The following is a 12,489-nucleotide window of genomic DNA, read 5'->3' as shown; positions in this document are numbered from 1 at the left end:
TTCCCCATGCGGCCTCTTGGGTTCTATTATTGAAGTCCCCTGGCGAGGTATTCCTCCAATACCTTGGAATACTGCTCTCCCAGAACGGCGGGATATTGGCAGTGAACATAGCCTTCCCGGACTGTAAAGGAAGCAGACGGATAGTGCTTTGAGACAACCCTGCGCGCGGTCTTGGCGCTGATGTCCTCACTGCCATACTCAAAAAACAGGTGAGCTTCCAACTCCTTTGGATAGTTGGGAAAGGTGCAGTCCGAACAGGCGGCAGCGATGGCTTGCAAAGTTTCCGGACGAATTTGTTCAAAGGTGTGCCCCATGATAAGGCCGAGCGTCTCCCCATAGATTTTTGTCATCCGCTGTGCAGACAAACCGGGATGTTGCTGTGCTTTCCGATGTTTTGACAGAAACATACGGGTCGCCATCATCCGTAGAAAAGCAGCATTGGAATGGAGGGGGCATCCCTCTAAGACTGCGGTGTGAACTTTGAATGTGGGCATGGCAATCAACTGCATCGCCACCACGGCACCGATGGATGCACCAAACACTAACTTCAGATCAATCCATCCCTGCGTTGTCAGCCAGCCGGCCAGCGTTGCTGCCTCTTGTTGGGCGCTTTGAAAGATCCCAGTATCTGTTCCATGGCCTGTCAGATCCGGCGCGATCACACAATGACTGTTCCGCAGTTCGCCCAGCAGAGGCAGCATACTTTTCCCGTCCAGAAGCATGGGGTGCAGAACAACGATTTTGGGATTAGATGGATCTCCAAAATACTGTATTTTCATAAAGAATCTTTCCTTTCCATATCGTTTACCTCCGTGAAGGAACTCCAGCATGCTCTGCGGTATTCCGCCGGGGAGCGTCCGGTGTTTCGCCGGAAGATCTCCGCGAAACGGCTGGGATTCTGATACCCAACAATGGCCGCCACCTGGCTCACCGGCAGGTCGGTTTCCCGCAGCAGCCGCCCAGCCTGCTCCGTGCGCTGCCCCTGAATGTACTGGGTAATCGTGCAGCCATACCGGACATGGAAGGCATCCTTCAGCTTGGAAATACTCATGCAGCCAATACGGCTGAGACGTTCCAGCGGCAGTTCATCCGCACAGTGGGCCGTGATGAAGGCTGCCACATCGGCCAGCCGTACCGCGTCCTCCCCGCTGACAGAACGGCGGTTCTTGCGCTTCAGGTGCCGCTCCACCACCAGCGCCACTGCTTCCGCCACCTTTCCATCGTAGAACAGACGGGCAGGAAGACCCTCACCTCGGTAGTCACGCACCTGTTTCAAGAGCTGCACCATTTCCGGGAAGTGCTCTGTCTGATCCAGCGTTTGAAAGGACTCCAGCAGGCTTTGATACTCCTCGGGAAACTGGCGGCGCAGATAATCCCGATAGTAAGCCGGGGTGATCTCCACGCCAATGGAAACGATGGGGATATGCCTGTGGATGAGCGCCCGGTATGGTTCCCGACCGCCGATAAAACTTTTGACACAGCCTGGAACAAGACGGCGACAGGGGGAGAACTCCTCCCCGGAAATGGATTCATACCAGGTGACACTGAGACTCTCCGGCCAATGGAACTCCAGCAGCTGATCCTCATGGAAAAAGAAATCATGGATCTTGATGGTATAGAGATTCTGCTGCCCGTAGGTCCAGAAAAAACCGCCGCCCTGCTGGGAGGTGTGCCGCCAGCACAGCCCCATGGAGCCGTAACGCCGGTTCTCCGGATCTGGAAGAAACCCGTGTTCCTCCATCGCCTGGCCATATTGTTGCTCCAAGTCTTTATTTGCCGCCATAATCTGTCACCACCTCGATCAGCCACATCTCCACCCCAATCAGCCGGAACCGCGCCCAAAGCCTTGCGATACCGCTGTTTTGCCGGTAGGATGGATGTTGGTTAGTATCTGCTAACTAAAATATCACTTCCCGGCGCTCTCGTCAAGCCGGGGGAAGGAGGAACAGACGATGAAAGAAAAACGGCCATCACCGGTGATGCGGCTGCTGCAGTGGGCCGGGCCGGAACGGAAATGGCTGATCCTGTCCGTTTTGTGTGCCTTTGGCAGCGGTATTCTGGTCATCACATCGTATATCGGCATTTACCGGCTGATGGATGCGGTGCTCTCCGGCGCCTGTACCAAAGCAGTTATCGCCGACTGCGCTTTGCTGGTCACGGCGGGCACCGTGGGGAGGCTGGTGCTGCTGGGTACTTCGGGTGTGCTGTCTCACAAGGGAGCCTATGGGGCGCTGTTTCGAGTGCGGTGCATGGTAACGGAGCATCTTGCCAAAGTGTCTCTTGGAGCCTTGGACGAGCGGAGCACAGGAGCGGTCAAGACCGTTCTCAATGAGGACATCGAGAAGTTGGAACTGTTTCTGGCCCACAACCTGCCGGAATTTGTGGCCTATCTCACAGGACCGGTTGTGATTTTCCTGTATCTGCTCTCCGTCAATGCCCCTCTGGCCCTGGTCTCCCTGATCCCGCTGCCCCTGGCCGGCATTGTGATGGCGGTCATCTTCCAAAGAATGAAGGGGGTCTTGTCCGATGTCAACCGCTCCCTGGTAGGCTTTAATTCCGTGATGATTGAGTACATCTCTGGTATGCGGCTGATCAAAGCGTATAACATGGGTAGCCGCTCCTTCCAGAAGTTTTCCCATGCCATTGAGGAGGAGAACCGGATCTGGAACTTGGTCACACACAAGACGGCTCCGCCCTATGCCGCCTTTCTGCTGCTGGTGGAGTGCGGAATGGTGCTGATGGTTCCAGTAGGCGGCCTGCTTTTCCTCCGGGGAAGCGTTACCGGCAGCGTATTTCTGCTTTTTGCCTATGTAGGCGGGATGTATCTCACCGAGATCCTGCCCCTGCAAAAACTGGCCACCACCTTTGCTCAGGCGCTTTCCGGCGTGAAAAAGGTGGAGGAGATCCTGGATCTTCCCACCTTTTCCGGCGGTGCGGCCTTTCCGGAGACCTGTGGCATTACTTTGGATCATGTCTCCTTTTCCTACGATGGAAAGACCGATGTGCTCAGGGATTGCTCCCTCACTGTGGCGCAGGGGGAAAAGGTTGCGCTGGTGGGGGTGTCCGGTGCAGGCAAAAGCACCGTGATCCAGCTGATGGCCCGCTCTTACGATGCGACCTAGGGAACGGTCCGCATCGGCGGCAGAGATGTGCGGGAGTTGGACTACGAAGACCTGCTGGACCATATCTCCCTGGTGTTCCAAAAGACCTTTCTGACCCGGGGCAGCGTGCTGGAAAACATCCGCATGAACTCGGGAGCAACACTGGAGCAGGTGCGCGAGGCTGCCAGGCTGGCGCAGATCGATGATTTCATCCAATCGCTGCCCCAGGGCTATGAAACCAAGGTGGGTACTTTCGGCTCCCGTTTCTCCGGTGGGGAGCGGCAGCGGATTGCCATCGCCCGGGCCATTTTGAAAAACGCCCCCATTCTGATCCTGGATGAAGCCACCTCAGCGGCTGATCCGGAAAACCAGGTGGAGATCGACCGGGCCATTGAAAACCTGTGCCGGGGCAAGACAGTTGTGATCGTGGCCCACCGGCTGGGTGCCATCAAGCTGTGCGACAAGGTGGCAGTAGTGGAGAACAACACCATTACCTGCTGTGGTACCCATGAAGAGGTGCTGGAGAAAAATGAATACTACCGCAGGGCTTGGGCGGATTACCGGGCTGCCCGTGCCATTGCCTATTCCGTGGAAGGGGGTGTGCAGCATGCGTGAGGCAAATGTGTTCCGTAAAAATCGGGCCTTCTATTCCGGTGTGATCCTCACGGTAGTGGAAGGGCTGCTGTCCGGGTGCAGCTACTTGTCCATTTATATGGTTCTGTCCGGGTTGTCTGAGGGCAGCCTGAGCGCACAGCGGCTCGGGCTGCTGACTGCGTTTCTTGCGGGCATCTTCCTGATTCGACTGGTCATTTACGCCGCCGGTTACACGCAGGTTCAGCTGGGCGGAGCTGCTGTTTCCAAAGGTCTGCGGCTTCGGCTGGGTGACAAACTCAAACAGATCCCTCTTTCCCGCTTCACCCAGGGACAGGTGGGAGAGTATGTGAATACCATGACCAGCGATGTGGGTAGCTACGAGAAGATCCTGACCCACTCCAGCGGCAACATCACCAAAAACGCTGTGCTGGCCGCCATGCTGGTAGGCTTTGTATGCAAGGTGTATCTGCCCGCGGGGCTGATTCTTTTCTTGGTGGTAGCGGGGCTGATCCCCAATCTGTGGCTGTCCTTCCGTGTTGTTGCCAAATACGGCGTGGCCAAGCATGAGGTCAGTGCCGAGACGGTCAGCAGCATCGTGGAGTACATCGACGGCATCCAGACCTTCCGTGCCTATCATATGGGTGGAGTCCAGAATCAGGCCACTACCGAGGCGATGCGGAGGTTCAGCCGGGTGTGTTATCTGTACGAGGCAAAGGGCATCCCTATTGGCTTCGGGTATAATATTCTCAGCTGGTGCAGTGTGCCGGCCATCATGGCGCTGGCAGCCGGTCCCTGGGCAGCCGGTACGCTGAACAATGTGGATTATCTCATGGTCTCCATGCTGCCCATTCTGCTGACCAAGCTTACCACTGCCATTTCCATCGATCTCTTTGAATGGAAGCACCTGATGGTCTCCAAGAACAACATCCTCCAGGTGATGGCGGAACCGGAGGAGAGAGGTTCCATGGCGCCCTTCCATCCTGCTGAGCAGAACATCACCTTCCGCTCGGTCTCCTTCTCCTATGTGCCGGGAGAGCCGGTGCTGAAGGAGCTGTCCTTTACGGCGCCGGCAGGAAAGCTCACCGCCATTGTAGGAGACTCCGGTTCCGGCAAATCCACCATTCTCAATCTGATCGCCAAATACTACGAACCGCAGAGCGGCGAGATCTCCATCGGAGGGCAGTCCATTGAGACCGTGGCGGCAGAACGGGTGCTGGAGCAGATCTCCATGGTGGATCAGCAGGTGTTCCTCTTTGACGATACAGTTCGGGAGAATATCCGCCATGCCCGCCCCTCGGCCACAGACCGTGAGGTGGAGGCCGCCTGCCGTGCGGCTGGATGTGACGGCTTTATACAGAAGCTGGAGCATGGCTATGACACCCCTATTGGGGAAAACGGAAACTTTCTCTCCGGCGGGGAGCGTCAGCGTCTGTCCATCGCCCGGGCTATTTTGAAAAACAGCCCCATCTTGCTGCTGGATGAGGCAACTGCCTCACTGGACATTGAAAACGAGCTGGCGGTCAAGCGGGCAATCCTGGGGCTTTTGTCAGAGCGGAAGACAGTAATCATGATCGCGCATACCCTGTCTATCGTCCGAAATGCGGATCAGATTATGGTGGTAGCAGACGGGAACATTGCAGAGTCCGGCACTCATGAGGAGCTCCTGGCCAGAGGCGGAAAATATGCCGCTATGTGGGCAGCTGAGCAAAGACTGTCCAATTAAGTGGAGATGCTTCCCCGGCACTGCCAACGATTCTTTCTCCTTCTATCCCAATAAAGAAATCAACCGGAGTGCAAATTGCTACCCAGTTGATTTCCTTGCCAGAATGTTCATGGCTGCAGACAGAGAAGCGGCCGCTGACAGAATATCCTTGTCAACGACCGCTTTTTGTCATAATTCAGAATTCTGGAATCACGCCATTATAGCGATCCGCCTTTTCCAGAAGCGGCCCTCTGGCGCCCATGGTGAAGGCAATGTCGCTGCTGCGGATGGATAAGAGCCGCATCCCTGGGGTAATGCGAAGAAAATCCATCATTGGCTTCGTCAGACGGATCAGCCCGTCTGCTGTCACAGAGAGCCAGCAGTAGGAGCGGCCCTTATAAGGAAGAAATGCACCTTCTTCGGCGGTATAGTCCCGCAGCTCGGGCAGAGCGGCCAGAATATGGCCCAGCTTGGATGGCAGGAGCAGCCCTTTTCTGGTCACGCAGAATCCACCGGTCACCTTGCTTCCGGTAAAGAGATAGACCTTGCCTTCGGCGGTGATCTGGTATTCCGCCATAGCCTGGATGGGAAACTGAACTTTGCCGGATTCTTGAATGTTGGATTTCCCAAAAACAAACTTTCCGCCTTTGTTCATCTGCGGCATCGGAACCACTCCTTTCTTATTGTGCACCTCTGGCACAGAGCAGTGCCAGAGGAAGATACATAAACAGCAGGGTCAGCCGCTGCCACAGCCCCTCCCATGCGATCACGGTGTGGGCAAACCGGGGCTTGTCTGCCATAACGAACAGCACAAAGAAAACCAACGCCAGGATAAAGCACGTCAGCGCACACAGAGCAAGGCTGGTCTGCCTGCCCTTGAAATAAAACAGTGCAACGACCAGCGGAGCGAAGGTCAGCGCCAGAAAACCCAACACCGACCCGAAACCGTGAATCTTTGCGGACAAAGTCTCCATCGCCTTGGTTTCTGACACAGGAAACAATCCTGACAAAATGCAGCCGCCCAGAGCGTAGATGATCAAGATTGCCGCCAGAGCCAGACTGAGACCGCCGGACCGGCCCCAAAGGAGGGGGCACAGCTGGGCGCAGGTCAGCAGAATGGCTGTCCCCAGGAAGAGCAGCCATAGAGTATAGACTGTGTGGAAGGGGGCGCTTCGGTTTCCCAGCACACTCATGACCTGCCGGGTGTGGCGGTAGCCCGGATAGGTGGGGGCCAGCAGAAAAGGAATAACCAGATCCAGCAGTAAAAACAGGGGCAGAAGGGAGTAAAAGGTATGTTTCATAGGCAGTTTTCCTAATTCCTCATTGCGCCTTGATGAAATGGAAGTCACAGCAGTCCGCTCCGCTGCCCAGCGTTCCGCTGCGCAGGAAGTTTATTTTGGGAGCCAGTCCGGAGAAGGAGATGTCATCACTTTCACAGAATACACAGCACAGCTCCGGGCACCCAAATTGTTTCGTAACATCCCAGTAGAGGCAGCGGTGCAAATTGAAATGGATCTCTTGGCAGTCACAGCGCACCCACTCTGTTTGCCATCCCTCTGGAGGAAAGTGGTTTTTCATGTGTCGTTTGACGCCCACCCGGAAAATGAGATAAGCAAAAGGAAGTGAACCTAATTTTTGCACTTCGGCTTTTTTATCTATGGCAGCTTTGTGTGCTGTTTCTCGTACCAACAACAATGCCTGATCTTCTTGAATACCATGTTTCAAAAGCGCTTTGTAATATGACATCAAAGGAAACAGCCTGCTCTGGATATGCTCCTCGATCACATGATTGCCCCGGTCATTCCCGTGCTGGCACAAATCCTGGTAAAGTTCCTCTGCCTGTTGGAGTAAGGTACAGCCTGTTTCCTGACCAAAGGCACGGATGCAATCGTCTTCCAAAAAGAAAAGAGCTGTGTTACTGGTCTGCATCCGTCTGTCCCTCCGAGATTTTTTTGAATACATCATAAGCGTGCTTCTCCAGCACATCTGCCTTTGTGACGGCAATGCCCCATTTCTCGTCGCCCAACACAATCAAAGTGTCTCCGGCTTTAATATCAAAGACCTGTCGAGCCTCCTTGGGGATAATGATCTGCCCACGCTCCCCAACCTTCACCGTTCCGAAAATATAGTGTCCCTTTGTGGTTTCCATGCGTATACCTCCCATGATACATACAAATATGAAATGCATACTTGTATGTATTTTAGCGTTATCAAGGAAAAATGTCAAGGGGCGGAAGTGTGCGGTGACTGGATTTTGGGAACAGGAACTCAAGCCTTCCGTTTTCAAAATAAGAGATACTCGCAGTTCCTTATGTTTTAGAACTGTGGGTATCTCAGAAAGGGCAAAGTATATGGATGTTAATTGTCATCAGCAATCGAAAGGTGTGCCCTGCGGCGATACTCCAGCGGCGGGCAGCCGAAGTGCCGAACAAAAACTGCGGCAAATTTGCTCTGATTTTCGTAGCCTACCTGTGCTGCGATCTCCGCCACTCGTAATTCACTGCTCTGCAGCAATTCTGCTGCCCGGCGCATCCTCACCTCCCGCAAAAATGTGGAGAGGTTTTCTCCAAACACACCGCGGAAGTAATTCTTGAGACTGGTTTCGGCCACCTGGAACCGCTCCGCCAGTTCCCGCGCTGTATAGTTCTGGCTCAGGTCTGCGCACAGAATGTTCCGTGTCTCCCTGGCGATGGCCACTTGGGAGCTGGTAAAATAGCGGACTGTGGGACTGGTTTCAAGAGGCTGGCGTTCTACCTTCCAAAGCAGCTGGGCGGAGAGAAGTTTCAGCAGTCCCACTTCCTCCGAATCTCGAAGCTGCCACAGGTCATCCAGCAATGTCTGTACACAGGCAGGCGTGGGTCCCAAATAGAGTCGGCGGGAGGTATGCAGGTGCTCCATGATCCCCTCTGGGCTTACTTCCCCCTCCTGAAACAGTGGATAAGGACGATGGGCCAACATATCCAGATCCAAAAACAACTCGACACCCTCATAGAGACCGCTGGGGTAGCGATACTCCTCCTGAGCCTGCTGGGTTCCTACGGCCATGTGTCCTTGAGAGAGGAAGGCAAACTGTCCATCCTCCAGCGCCACTTCACAGCGCCCCTTCCGGCAGAAGTTCAGCAGCAGGATGTTGGCTGCCTCGTTCTGCGCCAGAGGCCAGACCTGGGTATAGATCCGGTTGAAAGAAAGAACCGCACCATCCCATAGGGAGAACAGTCGCAGGCTTCCGTTCTCTGAACCACAGCGGGTCATCACCGTAGCCTTGCCGTTGGCTCGAACCTTCACATCGCTTGGGAAACGGCTGGCATCAAAAAGTTGCGACATATTGGACATGGGCAGTGCCTCCGTTACTTGATCTGGCTTTGATTGTACCGGACCGGCAACGAGCCGTCAATGATTGCTCAGAAACTAAGTGCTGTTTGGAGCCAAAACACCTGTATGGAGTTGGTAGCAGACAAGCAGTTATGCTATCCTGTCTTGTGGTTAGCGATACCTAACGATTACCGACAGGAGGAAATGAAATATGTCTCAATCATTGGAACAGGGAAAACGCAAACTGACTGCCAAAGACGCCATCACCGCCGGCGCACTGGGGGCGGTGTGCATTGCCATCCGCTTTCTTTTTATGCTGGTGGGCGGCGTCAGCCCCTATGTATGGTTTGCTACCCACTTTATTGATGCCATTCTGATCGGGCCGGTGTTCATGCTGATGGTGGCCAAGGTGCGGAAAAACGGCCCCTTCCTGCTCACCAGCCTGATTACCGGCTTGGTGCTGGTGGCCGCCACCTGGATGTTCCCCATCACGGGACTGGTGGGAGGAATTCTGTGTGAGCTGTGCCTGCGAGCTGGACAGTTCCGGAAGAAAGGCTGGCTGATGCTGGGCTTCTTCTGCTTCAATCTGGGCTTTATCGGGGACTTTCTGCCCCTCTGGTTTACCAAAGAAAGTTATTTGGAGTATGCCGCCCAGATGATGGACGCTGGCTATATGGCCACCATGGAGGGCCTGCTGACCTGGCCGGTGTTCGGGGTCATTGTACTGAGCATTCTGGTAGGTTCTGTTCTGGGCTCCTTGCTGGGTATGAAGCTCATGCGTAAGCATTTTGTCAAGGCCGGGCTGGCCCAATGAGGAAGAATATTCGCCCTTCTTTTCTTGATCCTCGAACCAAGATCCTGATCTGGCTGTTGGCCAATGTGGTGGTATTCACCTGGAGCCCTGCGGTTTTCCAGCTCAGTGTCATGGTAGCCTATTTGATTCTCTTTCTGGTAGAACGGAAAGGAACCATGCTGGCAGGGCTGCTGGCGACATATCTGGCTATCCTGGCGATACAGTACTGGCTGTTACCGCTGCTGCCCGGCTCTTTGGCTACGGTCTTTGCAACGGTAACCTACTTCATTCTGGTGTTCCCCTGCATTGCCGGCGGTGCCTATCTGATTGCCACCACCAGCGTCAGCCAGTTCATGGCTGCTTTGGAGAGGATGGGTGCTCCCCGGAGTTTTTCTATTACCCTTGCGGTGACTTTGCGCTTTCTGCCTGCACTTCGGCAGGATTTGCGTCATATCTGGGATGCAATGAATCTTCGAAATATCCGTGGCTTTGAGGAGAAACTGGAGTGCATTTATGTACCAATGCTTATGGGGGCAGCCCAGACAGCAGAAGAACTCAGCGAGTCCGCCACCGCTCGGGGCATCGAATTCCCAGGAAAGATGTCCTCCTGGCGGCCCATCGGATTTCACATCCAGGATGTGGTGGTCACACTACTGTTTTTGGCTCTCTGCGTGGGCGGAATCTGCTGCAAGGGGGTGCTGCCATGATTATCTTTGACCATGTGACCTATGCTTATGAGGGCAAGGAGACGCCAAGCCTTCGGGACTGCACCTTTTCTGTGAAACCGGGGGAACTTATCCTGCTCACCGGAGAGAGCGGCTGCGGCAAGACCACAATCATCAAGCTTGTCAATGGCCTGCTCCAGCATACTGGAGGTGGGACACTGGCGGGAACTGTTATGGTCGGCGGCCAGGATGTGGCACAGACCCCGCTGTGGGAACTGGCGCGGACGGTGGGTTCGGTGTTTCAGAACCCCAAGTCCCAGTTCTTCAATCTGGACACCACCAGCGAGGTGCTTTTTGGGCTGGAGAGTCGTGGAGCGTCCCATGATGAAATGGCACAGGCGCTGGAATCCGCTGTCCAAGTCTGCGGAGTGGGACCGCTGCTGGAGCGGAGCATTTTTGCTCTGTCCGGTGGAGAAAAACAGCGCATTGCCTGCGCCAGCGCCTGGGCCATGGGGCCGGAGCTGTTTGTACTGGACGAGCCTTCCTCCAATCTGGATGGGGAGGGTATCCGCCAGCTCCGGGAGATCCTGAAACAGTTGAAAAAGGGCGGAAAGACCGTGTTGATGGCAGAGCACCGCCTTTGGTACGCTGCGGATCTTGCTGATCGGGTGTTCTATCTGCGGAGCGGGCAGCTGGAACGGGAATATAACGGGAAAGATTTCCTCGCTCTGCCCGAGGAGGAACGCCGCTCCATGGGACTGCGGAGCATTGCGGAGGTACCGGTGTCCTCGCCTGAGCCAAGCCCAGCGGCTGGAGCAGACGGCTTGATGGTTCGGGAGTTGCGGGCGACCTATAACGGTGCGGCTGTATGGGAGGGCGTATCTTTCCATGCGCCCAGGGGACAAATTACCGCCATTACCGGCCAAAACGGGGCAGGCAAGACCACCCTGGCCCGGTGTCTGTGCGGTTTGATGAAGGAACAAAGCGGTACAATTTTTTGGGATGGAAAGCCTCTGAGCCGAACGGAAAGAAGGCGGAAGGCGTTCCTGATCATGCAGGATGTGAACCTCCAGCTTTTTGGAGACAGCGTGCTGGCAGAGATCCGGCTGGGAAATACGGCCACAGAGCAGGAGGCTTTGACAACCTTGGGCCGAATGGATCTGGCTCAGTATGCGGATACTCACCCCATGGCTCTATCCGGCGGGCAGAAGCAGAGGCTGGCCGTTGCAGATGGCTGTCTCAGCGGAAAGGAGCTGCTGATCTTTGATGAGCCTACCAGCGGACTTGACTATGGCCACATGCTGGAGGTGAGCCGACGCCTCCGGGAGTTGGCGGAGCAGGGACTATGTGTGGTGGTTATCACCCATGACGGAGAATTCCTGCGGGAGAGTGGGGCTTGGACGGCGGATTGGCTGCCAAATGACAAGCAGCGATGAAGTGTCCAGGAAATAGCCGCCTATATAACAGAAGGGGGACTGACTATGCCTTTGCACAAATCGGGTGAAGATTATCTGGAGGCCATCCTTGTTCTCCAAAAGAAAAAGGGCATGGTGAGGTCTGCGGATGTGGCTCGGCACATGGATGTGTCCAAGCCCAGCGTGTGCCATGCGGTGGCTACACTAAAAAGGGCGGCTTCCTACTCATGGATGGAGATCACTTCCTGCACCTGACTGATCTCGGCCGTGAGGTTGCCGAGGATACCTACGAAAAGCATCTCTTTTTTACAGAGATACTTGTGGCAGCTGGTGTCGATCCTGTTACTGCCGAACGGGATGCCTGCCGGATTGAGCATGTAGTCAGCAAGGAAACCTTTGAGCGACTGAAAGCAACTCGTAAACTGAGTGGGAAAGCGGTGATATCATCGGACGAGCCATGATTCTGGAGCTGCACGAAAGAGATACGGAAGTTTTGGAGCAGATCCTGTCTATCCTCAAAAACCACCCTGAGATAGAAAAATTCGAGATTGATGAGGAACCGATGGTGTCGCTCCCTGGTCTTGAGATCTTTCCAAGCAGACGAAAGGTCTTTCGGGATCGCCAGGAGATTCAGCTTACCGCAAAAGAATATCGGATTCTCCTGCTGCTGGCCACCAACAAAGGCCGTGTGCTGACCTACGCACAGATTTACGAACAGGTCTGGGGCGATTTCACTACAGGAAATGAAAACAATACGATAGGTTCTCATATCTGCAACCTGCGCGAGAAGCTGTATCGGGCTAATCCAGATGCCCCGTTCTACATTCGCTCCGTGCGGGAAGTCGGATACTGCCTGGATGTCGATGAACCGTAATTCTACCGCCATTTTCTTTCACATGGATGTCTT

General features: G+C 54.8%; 12 protein-coding genes and 2 pseudogenes. 7 read left to right on the top strand and 7 right to left on the bottom strand.

What is annotated here, in order from left to right:
• Window positions 1-26: 26 nt before the first annotated feature.
• A complete protein-coding gene (locus EDD77_RS08280; RefSeq protein WP_058964291.1) occupies window positions 27-779 on the bottom strand; it encodes an alpha/beta fold hydrolase in 753 nt (250 codons plus the stop codon).
• A complete protein-coding gene (locus EDD77_RS08275; RefSeq protein WP_058964290.1) occupies window positions 776-1,783 on the bottom strand; it encodes a helix-turn-helix domain-containing protein in 1,008 nt (335 codons plus the stop codon). The genes EDD77_RS08280 and EDD77_RS08275 overlap by 4 nt, the downstream gene beginning before the upstream one ends.
• Window positions 1,784-1,952: 169 nt before the next feature.
• Here EDD77_RS08275 and EDD77_RS08270 point away from each other — a divergent pair.
• Window positions 1,953-3,716, top strand: a pseudogene (locus EDD77_RS08270) (ABC transporter ATP-binding protein).
• A complete protein-coding gene (locus EDD77_RS08265; RefSeq protein WP_058964289.1) occupies window positions 3,709-5,418 on the top strand; it encodes an ABC transporter ATP-binding protein in 1,710 nt (569 codons plus the stop codon). The pseudogene EDD77_RS08270 and the gene EDD77_RS08265 overlap by 8 nt, the downstream one beginning before the upstream one ends.
• 175 nt (window positions 5,419-5,593) lie before the next feature.
• Here EDD77_RS08265 and EDD77_RS08260 read toward each other — a convergent pair whose 3' ends face one another.
• From EDD77_RS08260 to EDD77_RS08240, 5 genes are all read right to left on the bottom strand, one after another.
• Window positions 5,594-6,061, bottom strand: a complete 468-nt coding sequence (locus tag EDD77_RS08260; protein ID WP_058964288.1) for a hypothetical protein — start codon at window positions 6,059-6,061, stop codon at window positions 5,594-5,596.
• Window positions 6,062-6,077: 16 nt separating this feature from the next.
• Window positions 6,078-6,698 carry a DUF998 domain-containing protein gene (locus EDD77_RS08255; protein ID WP_058964287.1) on the bottom strand — a complete coding sequence of 207 codons (621 nt, stop codon included), beginning with the start codon at window positions 6,696-6,698 and terminating at the stop codon, window positions 6,078-6,080.
• Between the two features lie 19 nt (window positions 6,699-6,717).
• Window positions 6,718-7,326 carry an L-2-amino-thiazoline-4-carboxylic acid hydrolase gene (locus EDD77_RS08250; RefSeq protein WP_058964286.1) on the bottom strand — a complete coding sequence of 203 codons (609 nt, stop codon included), beginning with the start codon at window positions 7,324-7,326 and terminating at the stop codon, window positions 6,718-6,720.
• Entirely contained in the window at window positions 7,313-7,546 is a 234-nt protein-coding gene (locus EDD77_RS08245) for an AbrB/MazE/SpoVT family DNA-binding domain-containing protein (RefSeq protein WP_058964285.1), read from the bottom strand. The genes EDD77_RS08250 and EDD77_RS08245 overlap by 14 nt, the downstream gene beginning before the upstream one ends.
• Before the next feature lie 209 nt (window positions 7,547-7,755).
• Window positions 7,756-8,730: a helix-turn-helix domain-containing protein gene (locus EDD77_RS08240; RefSeq protein WP_058964284.1), complete on the bottom strand. Its 975-nt coding sequence runs from the start codon at window positions 8,728-8,730 to the stop codon at window positions 7,756-7,758.
• Between the two features lie 190 nt (window positions 8,731-8,920).
• On the opposite strand from EDD77_RS08240, the gene EDD77_RS08235 reads away from it, so the two are divergent.
• From EDD77_RS08235 to EDD77_RS08215, 5 genes and pseudogenes are all read left to right on the top strand, one after another.
• Window positions 8,921-9,523: an MptD family putative ECF transporter S component gene (locus EDD77_RS08235; protein WP_077138554.1), complete on the top strand. Its 603-nt coding sequence runs from the start codon at window positions 8,921-8,923 to the stop codon at window positions 9,521-9,523.
• Entirely contained in the window at window positions 9,520-10,209 is a 690-nt protein-coding gene (locus EDD77_RS08230) for an energy-coupling factor transporter transmembrane component T (RefSeq protein ID WP_058964282.1), read from the top strand. Before EDD77_RS08235 ends, EDD77_RS08230 begins: the two co-directional genes overlap by 4 nt.
• On the top strand, window positions 10,206-11,603 hold the full coding sequence (locus tag EDD77_RS08225; protein WP_058964281.1) for an ABC transporter ATP-binding protein: 1,398 nt from the start codon (window positions 10,206-10,208) through the stop codon (window positions 11,601-11,603). Before EDD77_RS08230 ends, EDD77_RS08225 begins: the two co-directional genes overlap by 4 nt.
• 45 nt (window positions 11,604-11,648) lie before the next feature.
• Window positions 11,649-12,043 (top strand): annotated as a pseudogene (locus EDD77_RS08220) (metal-dependent transcriptional regulator).
• The gene (locus EDD77_RS08215) at window positions 12,040-12,456 is read left to right on the top strand and encodes a winged helix-turn-helix domain-containing protein (protein WP_058964280.1); all 417 of its coding nucleotides are present in this window, start codon (window positions 12,040-12,042) and stop codon (window positions 12,454-12,456) included. The pseudogene EDD77_RS08220 and the gene EDD77_RS08215 overlap by 4 nt, the downstream one beginning before the upstream one ends.
• The last annotated feature ends 33 nt before the right edge of the window (window positions 12,457-12,489 follow it).

Source organism: Allofournierella massiliensis (genome assembly GCF_004345265.1).
Lineage (GTDB): Bacteria > Bacillota > Clostridia > Oscillospirales > Ruminococcaceae > Allofournierella > Allofournierella massiliensis.
Note: the sequence above shows the minus strand (reverse complement) of the source record. Positions and strands in the feature narration are given on the sequence as shown.

Bases quoted from the DNA above. Each gene is read 5' to 3' on its own strand.
- EDD77_RS08280 (WP_058964291.1), bottom strand. From the start codon at position 779: ATGAAAATACAGTATTTTGGAGATCCATCTAATCCCAAAATCGTTGTT.
- EDD77_RS08275 (WP_058964290.1), bottom strand. From the start codon at position 1,783: ATGGCGGCAAATAAAGACTTGGAGCAACAATATGGCCAGGCGATGGAG.
- EDD77_RS08265 (WP_058964289.1), top strand. From the start codon at position 3,709: ATGCGTGAGGCAAATGTGTTCCGTAAAAATCGGGCCTTCTATTCCGGT.
- EDD77_RS08260 (WP_058964288.1), bottom strand. From the start codon at position 6,061: ATGCCGCAGATGAACAAAGGCGGAAAGTTTGTTTTTGGGAAATCCAAC.
- EDD77_RS08255 (WP_058964287.1), bottom strand. From the start codon at position 6,698: ATGAAACATACCTTTTACTCCCTTCTGCCCCTGTTTTTACTGCTGGAT.
- EDD77_RS08250 (WP_058964286.1), bottom strand. From the start codon at position 7,326: ATGCAGACCAGTAACACAGCTCTTTTCTTTTTGGAAGACGATTGCATC.
- EDD77_RS08245 (WP_058964285.1), bottom strand. From the start codon at position 7,546: ATGGAAACCACAAAGGGACACTATATTTTCGGAACGGTGAAGGTTGGG.
- EDD77_RS08240 (WP_058964284.1), bottom strand. From the start codon at position 8,730: ATGTCCAATATGTCGCAACTTTTTGATGCCAGCCGTTTCCCAAGCGAT.
- EDD77_RS08235 (WP_077138554.1), top strand. From the start codon at position 8,921: ATGTCTCAATCATTGGAACAGGGAAAACGCAAACTGACTGCCAAAGAC.
- EDD77_RS08230 (WP_058964282.1), top strand. From the start codon at position 9,520: ATGAGGAAGAATATTCGCCCTTCTTTTCTTGATCCTCGAACCAAGATC.
- EDD77_RS08225 (WP_058964281.1), top strand. From the start codon at position 10,206: ATGATTATCTTTGACCATGTGACCTATGCTTATGAGGGCAAGGAGACG.
- EDD77_RS08215 (WP_058964280.1), top strand. From the start codon at position 12,040: ATGATTCTGGAGCTGCACGAAAGAGATACGGAAGTTTTGGAGCAGATC.